The sequence below is a fragment of the Humitalea sp. 24SJ18S-53 genome, assembly GCF_050632385.1.
GTDB lineage: Bacteria > Pseudomonadota > Alphaproteobacteria > Acetobacterales > Acetobacteraceae > Humitalea.
The window spans coordinates 1,499,437-1,512,819 of sequence record NZ_CP192599.1; the positions used below are offsets into that span (position 1 = coordinate 1,499,437).

General features: G+C 68.5%; 10 protein-coding genes. 9 read left to right on the forward strand and 1 reads right to left on the reverse strand.

The window, feature by feature from the left end; translation table 11 throughout:
• Positions 1-119: 119 nt before the first annotated feature.
• The 4 genes from ACQW02_RS07305 (at position 120) to ACQW02_RS07320 (ending at position 3,845) form a co-directional block, all read left to right on the forward strand.
• The gene (locus tag ACQW02_RS07305; RefSeq protein WP_431284605.1) at positions 120-1,133 is read left to right on the forward strand and encodes a Bug family tripartite tricarboxylate transporter substrate binding protein; all 1,014 of its coding nucleotides are present in this window, start codon (positions 120-122) and stop codon (positions 1,131-1,133) included.
• A gap of 78 nt (positions 1,134-1,211) precedes the next feature.
• Complete coding sequence (locus ACQW02_RS07310; protein WP_431284606.1) at positions 1,212-2,213, forward strand: NAD(P)H-quinone oxidoreductase; 1,002 nt, start codon at positions 1,212-1,214, stop codon at positions 2,211-2,213.
• Between the two features lie 10 nt (positions 2,214-2,223).
• The gene (locus ACQW02_RS07315; protein WP_431284607.1) at positions 2,224-3,087 is read left to right on the forward strand and encodes a DMT family transporter; all 864 of its coding nucleotides are present in this window, start codon (positions 2,224-2,226) and stop codon (positions 3,085-3,087) included.
• On the forward strand, positions 3,087-3,845 hold the full coding sequence (locus tag ACQW02_RS07320; RefSeq protein ID WP_431284608.1) for an alpha/beta fold hydrolase: 759 nt from the start codon (positions 3,087-3,089) through the stop codon (positions 3,843-3,845). Before ACQW02_RS07315 ends, ACQW02_RS07320 begins: the two co-directional genes overlap by 1 nt.
• Positions 3,846-3,856: 11 nt before the next feature.
• On the opposite strand, the gene ACQW02_RS07325 is transcribed toward ACQW02_RS07320, so the two are convergent.
• Positions 3,857-6,856 carry a glycosyltransferase gene (locus ACQW02_RS07325; RefSeq protein ID WP_431284609.1) on the reverse strand — a complete coding sequence of 1,000 codons (3,000 nt, stop codon included), beginning with the start codon at positions 6,854-6,856 and terminating at the stop codon, positions 3,857-3,859.
• A 272-nt stretch (positions 6,857-7,128) separates the two neighbouring features.
• Here ACQW02_RS07325 and rfbF point away from each other — a divergent pair, with 272 nt between their 5' ends.
• The 5 genes from rfbF to ACQW02_RS07350 all read left to right on the forward strand — a co-directional run bounded on the left by rfbF (position 7,129) and on the right by ACQW02_RS07350 (position 13,364).
• Positions 7,129-7,920 (forward strand): glucose-1-phosphate cytidylyltransferase, encoded by a 792-nt coding sequence (rfbF, locus tag ACQW02_RS07330; RefSeq protein WP_431284610.1) that lies wholly within the window; start codon positions 7,129-7,131, stop codon positions 7,918-7,920.
• 14 nt (positions 7,921-7,934) lie between these two features.
• The gene (locus tag ACQW02_RS07335; RefSeq protein ID WP_431284611.1) at positions 7,935-9,008 is read left to right on the forward strand and encodes an NAD-dependent epimerase/dehydratase family protein; all 1,074 of its coding nucleotides are present in this window, start codon (positions 7,935-7,937) and stop codon (positions 9,006-9,008) included.
• A complete protein-coding gene (rfbC, locus tag ACQW02_RS07340) occupies positions 9,005-9,571 on the forward strand; it encodes a dTDP-4-dehydrorhamnose 3,5-epimerase (protein WP_431284612.1) in 567 nt (188 codons plus the stop codon). The genes ACQW02_RS07335 and rfbC overlap by 4 nt, the downstream gene beginning before the upstream one ends.
• A complete protein-coding gene (locus tag ACQW02_RS07345) occupies positions 9,568-10,488 on the forward strand; it encodes an NAD-dependent epimerase/dehydratase family protein (protein WP_431284613.1) in 921 nt (306 codons plus the stop codon). Before rfbC ends, ACQW02_RS07345 begins: the two co-directional genes overlap by 4 nt.
• Before the next feature lie 176 nt (positions 10,489-10,664).
• Positions 10,665-13,364, forward strand: a complete 2,700-nt coding sequence (locus tag ACQW02_RS07350; RefSeq protein WP_431284614.1) for a class I SAM-dependent methyltransferase — start codon at positions 10,665-10,667, stop codon at positions 13,362-13,364.
• Positions 13,365-13,383: the final 19 nt, after the last annotated feature.

The following is a 13,383-nucleotide window of genomic DNA, read 5'->3' on the forward strand; positions in this document are numbered from 1 at the left end:
TCGTCGTTTCGACACCGAAGCCGCGAGTGATTCGAAGTGCCATCCAAACTTGCTCAATGGTTGACGCAGGCGGCGGCACGCACGAAGTAGCCCTCTTATCTAACGGGAGCTTCATGCGAATGACGACGATACAGCCGCGTAGTGGTCTGGCGGTTCCCCGCCGCAGCCTTTTGCTGGGCGCGCTTGCCGCGCCCGTGCTGGCGCGGGTCTCTCTGGCCCAGACCGCGCCTGTGTGGCCGACGCAGCCGGTGCGGCTGGTGGTGCCCTTCGCCGCCGGTGGCCCGACCGACGTGCCGGCACGGCTGTTTGCCGAACAACTGTCCAACATGCTGCCGCAGCGGGTGATCGTGGACAATCGCACCGGCGCCGGCGTCGTGGTCGGCACGGAGGCGGTTGCCAAGTCGCCCAAGGATGGTGCGACGCTGCTCTATACGACCGTCGCCCATTCGGTGCTGCCGGCACTCTTCCCGCGCCTGACCTTCGATCCCATGGCCGATTTCACCCCGGTTGCGCTCTGCGGCGTCATTCCGATGCTGATCACGGTCAACAAGGATTTCCCGGCCAATACGCTGCAGGAACTCGTCGCGGAGATCCGGGCGAACCCGGGCAAGTACGACTATGCCAGCAGCGGCAACGGCGGCGCCCTGCATCTGGCCTCGGAGCTGTTCCTGTCCCAGGCGGGCGGGCTGCGGGCCAATCACGTGCCGTATCGCGGTTCGGCCGCGGCCATGCCGGATGTGCTGGCGGGGCGGGTGCCGATCCTGATCGACGTCGCCACCAGCAACCTCGCCTTCGCGCAGCGTGGTGAGTTGAAGCCGATCGCGGTCATGGGGACCACCCGGCTGCCGCAACTGCCGAACGTCCCGACGACGGCCGAGGCCGGGATGCCGGGGCTGGTCGCCTCCACCTGGCACATGGTCTTCGCCCCCGCGGGCACGCCAGCGCCGGTCGTGGCCGCCATCAATGCGGCCTTCAACACCGTCGCCGCCATGCCGGACGTGCAGCGGCGCCTGTCCGACCTGGCGATGGAATTGCGGTCCGACACCACGCCGGACACCTCCGCCGCCTGGCTGCGCGACGAGGCGGCCAAATGGGGCAGCATCGTGCGCGAGGCGAATATCACGGCGAACTGACGCCGCCACGCGGGCGCGCGGCTTGACCGGCCGCGCGCCCGCAGGCTCTGTGCCGGCAGAGTTCTAAGGGGGGCCGCCATGTTGCCGCAGAGCATGACCTACATCGACCACGGCAAGGGCGGCGGGCCGGAGGTGCTGGTCCCGGCGAGTGGCCCCTTGCCGGTGCCGAAATCCGACGAGGTGCTGATCCGGGTGCTCGCCGCCGGGGTGAACCGCCCGGATGTCGCGCAGCGCGAGGGGACCTATCCGCCGCCGCCCGGCGCCAGCCCGCTGTGCGGATTGGAAGTCGCCGGGGAGGTCGTCGCGCTTGGCCCCGACGCCGCGCGGTGGCAGATCGGCGACCGCGTCTGCGCCCTGGCCAATGGTGGCGGCTATGCCGAATACTGCGCCGCCCCCGCCGCGCAATGCCTGCCCTGGCCCGCGGGCTATGACGCGATCCGCGCCGCCGCCCTGCCGGAAACCTATTTTACGGTCTGGGCCAATCTGTTCGGCCATGGCCGGCTGGCGCCCGGTGAATCCATGCTGGTGCATGGCGGCACCAGCGGCATCGGCGTGACCGCGATCCAATTGGCCAAGGCCTTTGGCGCCAAGACCTATGCCACCGCCGGCAGTGCCGACAAAGTCGCCGAATGCCTGCGTTTCGGCGCCGATGCCGCTTTCGATTACAAGACCCAGGACTGGGTCGCCGAATTGCAGGCCGTGACCCAAAAGCGCGGCGTCGATGTCGTGCTCGACATGGTTGGCGCGCCGTATTTCGCGAAAAACCTGCGGTGTCTCGCGATGGATGGGCGGCTGGTGCAGATCGCCTTCCTGCAAGGCAGCCTGGCCGAGAAGGTGGAACTGCGCCACATCATGATGCGCCGCCTGACCGTGACCGGCAGCACCATGCGCCCACGCACCACCGCGCAGAAGGCGGCGATCGCGGCCGAGTTGGAAGCCCGCGTCTGGCCGATCCTGGCCGAGGGCCGCGCCGGGCCGCATATCCACACGGTCTTTCCGCTGGCCGAGGCGGCGGCGGCGCATGCCCTGATGGAAAGCAGCGCCCATGTCGGCAAGATCATGCTGAAGGTCGCCGATTGAGCCTGGCCCGGTGATCAAGCCGGCCGACTTCCGGCTGCTCGGCATCGCGGTGGTGTTGTTCGGCCTGGCCTGGCCGATCACCAAGCACGCCATGCAGGATGCGACGCCGCTGTGGTTCGCCACGGCCCGCAGCCTGGGGGCGGCGGCGATGGCCTTTGCCTTCCTCGCATTGTCGCGGCGGCTGGTCTGGCCGATGCGGCGGGACTGGCCGACGATCCTGGGGGTGGGTTTCTTCCAGCTCGCGGTGTTCTTCGCCCTGGCGCATCTGGCGGTGATGCTGACCAGCGCCGGGCGCACCGCGGTGCTGGCCAATGTCATCACCCCCTGGCTGGTGCCGCTGTCGGTGCTGCTGCTGCATGAGAAAGTGTCGCCCCGGCGCTGGCTCGCGGCCGGGCTTGGGGTCGCGGGGGTGGTGGCGCTGGCCGGACCCTGGGCGGTGGACTGGACATCGCCGGCCGCCCTGGTCGGCAATGGCATGCTGCTGCTGGCGGCGCTGTCCTGGACCATCGCGATCCTGATCACCCGCCTGTATCCGCCGGCGCAGCCGATCGTATCGCTGCTGCCTTGGTGCTTCGCGGTCAGCGCGGCCTTCCTGACCCCCCTGGCGCTGTGGCGGGAACCCCATGGCGGCATCGGCCCGGGGGCCTATTTGCATGCCGCCTGGATCGCGCTGATCGTGGCCCCCTTGGGCACCTGGAGCGTCATCGAGGTCGGCCGGCGCCTGCCGAGCACCATCGCCTCGGCCGGGCTGCTGATGGTGCCGGTGGTGGGCGTGGCTTCGGCCGCGATCTGGCTGGGGGAACCGATCGGGATGGATATCATCAGTGGCGGCGTGCTGATCGCGGCGGGCGTGCTGGTGGCGGCGCGAAGCTGATGCGGCTGCATGCGACAGAGGCCGGCGACGGCCCCCCCCTGGTCCTGCTGCACGGGCTGTTCGGCGCCGCCGCGAATTGGGGCGCGATCCAGAAGGCGCTGTCCGCCTCCTATCGCGTCATCGCGCTGGACCTGCGCAACCATGGCCAAAGCCCGCGCGGGCCGTCCATGGATTACGCCGCCATGGCCGTTGACGTGGCCGAAACCCTGGCCGCCATGGGCGCGCGCCCCGCCACGGTGATCGGCCATTCCATGGGCGGCAAGGTCGCCATGGCGCTGGCCGTGGCCGACCCCGGCGCCGTGTCGCGCCTGGTCGTCGCCGATATCGCTCCCGTCGCCTATCCGCCGATCCAGCGCGGCTTCCTGGCGGCGATGCAGGGCCTGGCGCTGGACCCCGGGCTGACCCGGCGCGCCGCCGACGCGGCGCTGGCGCAAACCGTGCCGGAGGCGGGCATCCGCGCCTTCCTGTTGCAGAGCCTGCGCTTCGAGGGCGCGGTGCCGCATTGGCGCCTGGGGCTCGTGGAACTCGCGGCCGGGATGCCGGCGATCGAGGCCGCCCCGCCCGGTGGCCGGTTCGACGGCCCCGTCCTGGTGCTGGCGGGGGAGAAATCAGACTACATCCGGCCCGAACACCACGCGCTGTTCCGCGGGCTCTTCCCGGCGGCCACCTTCGCCACCGTGCCCCTGGCCGGGCATTGGGTGCATGCGGAAAACCCGGCGGGGTTCCTGGGGCTGGTGACGGCCTTCCTGGCGGGCTGAACCGGGCGCCCCTACCGCGACACGCGCGGCGGTGCCGCGCAGACCTCGCGGATGGCCTCGGCCATTTGGTGGAAGGATGGCGCCCAGGATGTGACATGCCCGGATCGGGGCGGCAGCCCGCCATGATCCTTCGCCTCGCATTGCGTCGCGATCCAGTCGGCCACGGCGTCGGGATCGTCGGCGATGGCGATACCAAGGCCGCGATGCGCCGGATTCCCCGAGGCCAGCACCGGAAGCCCCATCGCCAGGGCCTGGCCGATCCCGAAATCCTCGCCATCCCAAAGTGCCAGGTTCAGATAGGCATCCGCCGCGATATGGAGGTCCAGCAGCGCCTCCCCGGACACCGGCGCCGCCACAAGCAGGCCCTCCGCGCGCAGCCACTCGGCATCCGCCGGCGGCGTGCGTCCCGCCAGCAGGAAGGCCACGCGCCCCGCCAGATCGGGCCGGCGCGATGCCAGGACCTCCGATGCGTCCAGATAGGCGTCAAGGCCGTTGACATGACGCGCATCCCGCCCGAAGCGGCAGAGGTTGAGCACGACGAACCGATCGCCCAGCCCCAGCCGCGCGCGGATGTCGGCACGACGCGCGGCCATCGCCTGTGTCCATATCGGGAGGTGCGACGTGCCATAGGGTATGACACCCATATCCGCGATGCCGGTTTCGGCGGCGCTGGCGGCGGAGACCGCGAAACACCTGTCGGCCACGGCGAATTCCAGGCGGCGCTCGGCCTGTGCCGCGGCGCGCTCCGCGGCGTTGGGGAACAGGTCGGGCGGCGGCGCGCTGCCGATATAGGCGATGCTGCGCGGCCATTCGCCGAGATGGCGGAACGTCGCGTAGAAGGACGGGTCCTGCACCACGACACAGTCGATGCGTTGTTCGAAGGCCAGGCGCGCTGCCTCCATGGGCGTGCGCAGCGTCACGTATCGGCAGCCGGGAATGGCCGCCGCGTCGCGGATATGCGGGCCGGCGACGCAGATGTCGAAGCCCTCGGCCGCCAGGTGGGCCACCTGCTGGGCCAGGATATCGCCCATGCCGTCGCCGGGCGGATCGCCCAGCAGCATGACGCGCCGCCTGTCCCCACCGGCCGCGAGCCAGGGCCGGGGCGCACGCGGCGGGCAGGCGCGTTCATGGACCGCGTCGATGGAAAAATGCGGGTTGTAGAAAGGATCGTTCTTGAACAGGGCCTTCGCGTGCCGCCACGCATAGGCCCCTTCGTTGCGGAATTTTATCGCCTTGGGCCAGGTATCGTCCGGGCCGCGGCTTTGCGATTCGAAATGCGTCAGCAGCGGTTCGGCGACCAGGATGTTCCGATACCCCGCCGCGATGGCGGCGGTGCAGAGAAGGACGTCGTTGAAAGCAACCGTGAGGTGTTCGTCCAGCCCGCCCAACTGCCGGAACACCTCCGCCCGGATCGCGAGGCAAGCCCCCGTGACGGCAGAAACCTCATGCGTCAGCACCGCGAGATCCTGATACCCCGGCGCATCCGCCGCCAGCCCGTGCGCGGCATGCATGGCCAGGCCCCGCATGCCGAGGATGACGCCGCCATGCTGCACCGTGCCATCGGGATAGAGCAGCTTGGCGCCGACCGCGGCGACGTCGGGCTGCATCGCCTGCCCGGCCAGCAGGCGAAGCCAGTCCGCGCGCAGCACCACGGTGTCGTTGTTCAGCAAGACCAGCAACTGGCCCTGGGCAAGCCGTGCGGCACCGTTGTTCAGGCGGGGGTAGCTGAAGGGGGAGGGGTCCTGGATCAGCCGGATCCTGCCGGCCTGGGCTTGCGTTTCCAGCCAGGCGATCGTGTCCGGATCGTCCGAGGCATTGTCGACCACGATCACCTCAAGCAGCGCGCCTGGCCAGTCGGTGATCGCGTGGATGCTCTCCACGCAAGGTTCGAGCAGGTCGCGCCGGTTGCGCGTCGGGATGATGATGCTGATCCGCGGCAGTGCCGCTTCGGCCAGGAGGGCCGGCGGCGCCGGACGGGCGTCCGGCGCTGGGCGCAAGGCATGGCTGAGCAAGGCCGGGACATGGCGCACCGTGGCACGCGGCAGCCCGGCGGCGAAGGCGGCCAAGGCCCAGGGGTCGGCCAAAGGCGCCAGCGCGACACCCCCGGCGCGCAGAACGGCGCAGCCGCCGATAAAGGCGCGATGACGCAGCAGTTCGGGCGAGTGGTCCGGTTTGAACCAGGGCGCGTGCCGCAGGCCGTCGGCGGCGATTTGGTCTTCATCGGCGTAGATCAGCCGCGCCTCGGGCGCCTCCGCCACGGCGATCGCCAGCATATACAGGGCGTGCGGCGACAGCACGGCGCCCGGGCCAAGCAGCAGGACGGGCGCCTCGCCGGTGCTGAGGCCCGGTGCGGCAAGGCTGATGCGGGTGTCGGCATGCGGCAGGGCGGGTGGCCGGGGTGCGACGATCTCGGCCCGCCAGTCGGTGACGACTTGCGCGCCCAGGCTGGACAGCGTGGCGGCGATCTCGTCGGCGGTGCTGGCCTCGTCGAGCAGAACCACGATTTGCCAGGCGGGAAAGGCGGCACCGCGGATATGCGCTTGGATCTGGGCGATATCCCGCGGCTGCAAGCGGTCGAAATCCGCGATCCAGGCGGTATAGCCGGCGTCCTCGGCCTCAGGGACGGGTTCCGGCGGCGGTTCGGGGCGCGCGGGGGGGGCAGCGGGGTTGCGAAGCCGGCGCGCCAGCGTGATGGCGTGACGCAATGGTGAGGTCGCCCGCCACATGGTCGAGCCCAGGAGGGCATCGAGCGCTGCCGCGCGCTCCGTCGCCAGGGCTTCCGCAAGCGCGAGCCGTTCCCGCAGGGCGGCGGCCTCGGCCGCGTGGCCGGCGACCGCGGCTGCCAGGGCCGTTTCCGACGCCTCGGCCAAGGCCTGGGCGGCGGCGAGATCATCGCTGTCGATGGGCGCGAAGGCCTGCCGACGCGATGCGCGCCGCAACCGGCGCCATTCTTGTTGGTCGGCGTCGCTGTGCCGATGGGCGCCCGCCGTTTCGCCGCCTGGAATGGTCATTGCTGCATCACGCTCGGGCGCTTGCCCCCACTGATTGGACGATGCGGGGCTTTTGGGGTGCCATGACTTAGCAGCAGGATCTTTTCTGTCCACGTGCCAGGGCCGGGCGTTTGTGGAGCCGGTCCGCGCGTCGACCAACCCTCGCCCAATGACAGACGGTGCCAATCATGGTAGGTCCACGGCAAGGGTTGGACTTGGTTAATTTTCATTTATTATCTATAAAATAAGACGATTCGTCATTTTTCATAGATAATACGATTCACCAAATATTCATGCATGACGGAGGGTGTCTTTTGAAGGCAGTAATTCTTGCCGGTGGCCTTGGCACGCGCTTGGCCGAAGAAACCGGCAGCCGGCCCAAGCCGATGGTGGAGATCGGCGGCCAGCCGATCCTTTGGCATATCCTCAAGATATACCATGCCCATGGCATCAATGACTTTGTCATTTGCCTTGGCTACAAAGGTTACGTCATCAAGGAATACTTCGCCAATTATTACCTGCATCGGTCGGATGTGACGGTCGATCTGGGCAAGAACACGATCGAATTCCACCAGGCCAAGTCAGAACCCTGGCGCGTCACCCTGGTCGATACTGGCGACGACACGATGATCGGCGGGCGCATCAAGCGCATCCTGCCCTATGTCGAGAATGACGACGCCTTCTGCCTGACCTATGGCGACGGCGTGGGCGACGTCGACATCACATCCCTGATCGACTTTCATCGGCGTGAGGGCCGCCTGGCCACCGTGTCCGCCATGATGCCCCCGGGCCGATTCGGCGCCATCAAGTTCGACGGCGCCCGCGTGACGGGGTTCGAGGAAAAGCCCGCCGGCGACGGCGGCTGGATCAACGGCGGCTTCTTCGTGCTCAGCCCCAAGGTCGTCGACTATATCGATGGTGACAGCAGCGTCTGGGAAAAGGAGCCGATGGAGCGGCTGGCCGCCGACGGCCAATTGTCCGTCCGCCACCATCACGGTTTCTGGCATCCGATGGATACGCTGCGCGACAAGCGCTACCTCGAGGATCTCTGGACCAAGGGCAAGGCGCCCTGGAAAATTTGGTAGGCGGGCCGTCCGATATGCGCATCCTGATCACTGGCAACATGGGCTATGTCGGCCCCGTCGTTGTGTCACACCTGCGATCCGTCTGGCCCGAGGCCGAACTCATCGGCTTTGACGCGGGCTTCTTCGGCCATTGCCTGACGGCGCCCGGCCCTGCGCCGGAACTCGCCCTCGACGTGCAGCATTATGGCGACATCCGCGCCATCCAGCCCCCCCTGCTTGAGGGCGTGGATGCGGTCGTCCACCTGGCCGCGGTGTCCAACGACCCGATGGGCAAGCGGTTCGAGGTGGTGACGGATGACATCAACCACCGTGCCTCGACCAGGCTCGCCAGCATGGCGCGCGATGCGGGGGTGAAGTCCTTCGTCTTCGCCTCCTCCTGCTCGGTCTATGGGCTGGCGGCCGGCGATGCGCGCACCGAAGCCGACCCGGTCAATCCGCTGACCGCCTATGCCCGGTCCAAGATCGCGACCGAACAGGCCTTGCGTGAGATGAACCGCGGCGACCTGACGGTCACCTGCCTGCGTTTCGCGACCGCGGCGGGCTTTTCCCCGCGCCTGCGGCTGGACCTGGTGGTGAATGACTTCGTCGCCTGCGCGCTGTCCAGCGGCCAGATCACCGTGCTCTCCGACGGCTCGCCCTGGCGGCCGCTGATCGATGTGCGCGACATGGCGCGCGCGATCGAATGGGCGATCGCACGCCCGGCCGAAAACGGCGGCGCCTATCTCGCGGTCAACGCCGGTTCCGATGAATGGAACTACCAGGTGCGCGACCTGGCCCAGGCCGTCAGCACTGCGGTCGAGGGCACGAGCGTGTCGATCAATACCGACGCCCCGCCGGACACGCGCTCCTACAAGGTCGATTTCGCGCTGTTCCGCAAATTGGCGCCGGATCACCAGCCGCGGATCTCGCTGACCGAGTCGATCGCCAAGCTGCGCGACGGGCTGAACGCCATCGGCTTCGACGATCCGGATTTCCGCGCCTCGCAGAATATCCGCCTGAAGGTGCTGGAACGGCTGATCGACCAGGGCCGGTTGAACGACAGCCTGGAATGGGCCGACGGGTCGCGCGGCGGCTGGAGGGACGCATGATCTTCCACAAGACGCCGCTCGAAACCGCGCGGCTGATCGAATTGGAAAAGCGCGGCGACGCGCGCGGGTTTTTCGCGCGCTTCTTCTGCGAGAAGGAATTCGCCGCCGAGGGTCTGACGACCCGCTTCGTGCAGGTGAACAATTCGCTCTCCGCCAAGAAGGGCACCCTGCGCGGGATGCACTACCAATTGCCGCCGGCGGCGGAGACCAAGCTGGTGCGCTGCATCCGCGGCGCCTTCTGGGATGTGATCGTCGACCTGCGTCCGGACTCGCCCAGCTTCGGCAAGTGGTATGGCGCCGAACTCTCGGCCGAGAACCGGCTGATGATGTATGTGCCGCACGGTTTCGCGCATGGCTTCATCACCCTGACCGAGGATGCCGAGGCGCTGTACATGGTCGACGCCTTCTACGCGCCCGAGGGCGAGCGCGGGTTGCGCTGGAACGATCCGGCGATCGGCATCCAATGGCCGATCGCGCCCGAGGAAATCTCGGACAAGGACCAGAAGTGGCCGGACCTCGATGCCGGGTTCCATGGGCTTGAGCGCATGCGCGGCCTGCTGTGAAGATCCTGCTGACCGGTGGGTCGTCCTTCACCGGCGTCTGGATCGCCCGCGCCCTGGCGGAGGCCGGTCACCATGTGGTGGCGACCCTGCGGGCGCCGGATGCCGGTGCCTACCATGGTGTGCGCGCCGCGCGCGTGGCGGAACTGGCCCGCCACGCCGATCTGCGTTGGGGCATGGCCTTTGGCGATGACGCCTTCCTGGCCCTGGCGGCCGAGGGCGGCTGGGATGTGCTGGCCCATCACGCGGCGGAGGTCGGCGACTACCGCTCGCCCGACTACGACCTGGCGGGGGCGCTGGCGGCGAATACCCGCAACCTGCCGCATGTGCTGAAGGCGCTGGCCGGCGGCGGCTTGCAGGCCGTGATCCTCACCGGTTCGGTCTTCGAGAACGACGAAGGCCTGGGCAATCCGCCCCTGGTCGCCTTCTCCCCCTACGGCTTGTCAAAAGCCTTCACGGCGCAGGCCTTCCGCTACTGGACGGCGCAGTATTGCCTGCCATTCGGCAAGTTCGTCATCCCGAACCCGTTTGGCTTGTTCGAGGAACCGCGCTTCTGCGCCTATCTGATCAAGACGTGGAAGGCGGGGCAGGTGGCCCAGGTCCGCACCCCGTCCTATGTGCGCGACAACATCCATGTGCCGCTGCTCGCCCGCGCCTATGCCGGCTTCGTGCAGCAGGTGGTGGGGGGGGGCGCCTTCATCCGCACCGGCCCGTCCGGCTATATCGAATCCCAGGGCGGCTTCGCGCAGCGCATGGCACGCGAAATGCAGGCGCGATCGGCGCTCGCCTGTGGGCTGGAACTGCTCGACCAGAGTGATTTCTCCGAACCCCTGGTGCGGGTGAACACCGACCCGCTGCTGCCTTCTGCGGCCGAGGAGGCGTCGATCTGGGATGCCTATATCGGCGCGGCGCTTCAGTAATCGGCGGCATCCACGATGCCGTCGGCAGGGGACGACACAGTGAGCCTTGGGCAGATCACGAACGGCGCCGGAACAACGCGCCGCCGCGCGGATCCCAGCCGAAATAGCGGCTCTTTCCTGATGTGCGCCGGGCACGAACCCCGCGCGATCGACGCGACAATGACGGGACTGTTTTGATGGGTGAACGCGCGGTGCCGGCAAACCAGGATGCGTTCCCCGCACTCCTGGCGGCGGAACTCGAATCTTGCCTTTGGTATCCGGAACGTTTGGTCTGGCCGAATTCCTGGGCCGGCCACATCCCCTTCGCCTTCTGGCTGACCCAGGCGTTGCGTCCGCGCGTGCTGGTGGAACTGGGCGTCCATACCGGCAATTCCTACGCGGCCTTCTGCCAGGCGGTGAAATCCCTCGACACCGCGACGGCCTGCTTTGGTGTCGATACCTGGCAGGGCGATGCGCATGCCGGCCTCTACGACGAAAAGATCTACGACGAATTATCGACCTGGCATGATGCGCAATATTCGAATTTTTCTCGATTGATCCGGTCGACGTTCGACGATGCGGTGCAATACATCGCGCCGGGAAGCGTCGATCTGCTGCACATCGACGGGCTGCATACCTACGACGCCGTGCGCCATGATTTCGAAACCTGGCAATCGCGCCTGTCGGACCGGGCGGTGGTGCTGTTCCATGACACCAATGTGCGGGACCGTGGGTTCGGGGTCTGGCGCTTCTGGGAGGAAATGAGCGCCCAATACCCCTCCTTCGGGTTTCTGCATGGGCACGGGCTGGGTGTGCTCGGCGTCGGGACCGACCTGCCGCCCAGCGTGGCGGCGCTGTTCGATGCCGAGCGCATCCCGGCCCAGACCCGGCGTGTGCGAGACCTGTTCAACCGGCTTGGCACACCGCTGATGCGGGACATCCTGCTCGATGCCGCCACCGTCACCGCCGCCCAGGCCACCGCCGCGGAGCGTCGCGCTACGGCCGCGCGGGAAGAGGCCGAGCGCGCGGCCCAGGCGGCGCGGCAGGGCGCCGAGCAAGCCGTCGCCGCCGCGCAACAGGACGCGGCGCAGGCCATCGCCGCGGCACAACAGGCGGCTGAGCAGGCGGCGCTTGCCACGCGGCAGGACATGGAACGCGCCGGCCATGCCGCGCGCGAACGGACCGAACACGCCGCGGCCCTGGCCGTGAAGCAGGCCCAACTGGCGGCGGCCGATGCGGGCAAGGCCCTGCAATCCGAACGCGACCTGCTGGCCCTGAGCCGCCAGGCCGCCGAGGCCGCGGCGCAGGAGGCCGCGCGGACACGGGAAGCCCATGCCAGTACCGAGGCGCACCTGGCCGCCATCCTCGGCTCCAACTCATGGCGCAGCGTCGCCCGGCTCCAGGCGATGGTCGCCGACAAGCCGCGCCTGCGCCGCTTTCTCCGGCGCTCGGCCAAGGCGGCCTGGTACATGGTGACGCTGCAACTCTTCACGCGGATACGCCAGCGCGGGCAGCCTGCCCCCATCCCGGCCCCGGTGGCCTTGGCGCCCGCGGCACCGCCGCTGGCCGCGGCCTCCGCGATGGATCCGGTCACGCTGCATGTGCAGCGGATCGCCGGCACCGGCCGGCCGCCGTCCCCGACGGATCGGCCGCTGGTGGTTTTCCTCAGCCACGTGCCGCCCTACCCGCCGCGTGCCGGCAATGAATATCGCACCGAACGCGTGCTGTCCTGGCTGCGCGACAAGGGCTGGGATGTCGTGTTCCTCTACTGCCCGCTGGGTGGCGAGGAACCCGATGCGGCGCGGCTGGCCGCCCTTGCGGCGGGTTGCGAGAATTTGGTCTACGTCCATCGCGACGGGCAGATCCGGCATTCCCTGGCACGGCCGGATGTGGCGGCAGTGGTGGCGGCGCTGGAGGGCAGGCAAACCCGCGACGTCGCGGGCCTGGTGCAGGAAAGCACGGGCGGCGCCGTGCGCCTGCTCAACATGATGCGCACCTTCTCGGCCGATGCGCTGGTCGAGGTGATGTGCGCGATCGATGCCGCCCTGGCGCCCAGGATCGTGATCGCGAACTACATCTTCATGACGCGCGGCCTGAAGCTGCTGCGCGACGAGGCGTTGACCATCGTGGATACGATCGACGTCTTCTCCACCAAGGCCCGCAAGGTCGAGGCCTATGGGATCGAGGACAGCCTGGCGATGTCGGAAGCCGAGGAAGCCTACCTGCTCTCCGACGCCGACCTGGTGCTGGCGATCCAGCCGGAGGAAGCGGACGACCTGCGGCGCATCGCGCCGAAGGCCCGGGTGGTGGTCGTGGGCGTGGACATGCCGGTGGAGATGTCACGCGCGACCCTGGTCGCGGCCCCCGTCGTGCTGCTCGTCGCCTCGGGCAATCCGATGAACGCGAAGGGCTTGCGGGACTTCCTGCGCTTTGCCTGGCCGCTTGTCTTGCAGGCGGTGCCGGGCGCCGAGTTGCGCGTCGTCGGATCTGTCGGCGCCGCCGTGCCCGGTCAGGAGGCGGGCGTGCATCGGCTGGGCCTGGTCGATGACCTGGGCGCTGCCTATGCGCAGGCCCGTGTCGTGATCAACCCGGCCGTGGCCGGCACCGGGGTGAAGATCAAGACGCTGGAAGCCTTCGCCAATCTGCGCCCGCTGGTGACCTGGCCCGCGGGCCTGGACGGCGTGCCGGCGGATCTGCGCGATCTGTGCGAATGCGTTACGGACTGGTATGCCTTCGCCGAGGCCCTGATCCGCATGCTCGAAGATGACAACGCCGCCCGCAAGGTGATCGCCAATCGCGACCGGATCGCGGAGCTTCTGTCGCCCGCGGCGATTTTTTCCGAACTTGACGCGGAATTGGCGGACCGGCAGGTAAACTCGACAAGGGCAATGCGGTGAGGATGGCACCTATGCCACC

Excerpts from the sequence above, each read along its gene's own strand:
- rfbC (WP_431284612.1), top strand. The coding sequence starts at position 9,005 with ATGATCTTCCACAAGACGCCGCTCGAAACCGCGCGGCTGATCGAATTG.
- ACQW02_RS07335 (WP_431284611.1), top strand. The coding sequence starts at position 7,935 with ATGCGCATCCTGATCACTGGCAACATGGGCTATGTCGGCCCCGTCGTT.
- ACQW02_RS07325 (WP_431284609.1), bottom strand. The coding sequence starts at position 6,856 with ATGACCATTCCAGGCGGCGAAACGGCGGGCGCCCATCGGCACAGCGAC.
- ACQW02_RS07320 (WP_431284608.1), top strand. The coding sequence starts at position 3,087 with ATGCGGCTGCATGCGACAGAGGCCGGCGACGGCCCCCCCCTGGTCCTG.
- ACQW02_RS07305 (WP_431284605.1), top strand. The coding sequence starts at position 120 with ATGACGACGATACAGCCGCGTAGTGGTCTGGCGGTTCCCCGCCGCAGC.
- ACQW02_RS07350 (WP_431284614.1), top strand. The coding sequence starts at position 10,665 with ATGGGTGAACGCGCGGTGCCGGCAAACCAGGATGCGTTCCCCGCACTC.
- rfbF (WP_431284610.1), top strand. The coding sequence starts at position 7,129 with ATGCATGACGGAGGGTGTCTTTTGAAGGCAGTAATTCTTGCCGGTGGC.
- ACQW02_RS07310 (WP_431284606.1), top strand. The coding sequence starts at position 1,212 with ATGTTGCCGCAGAGCATGACCTACATCGACCACGGCAAGGGCGGCGGG.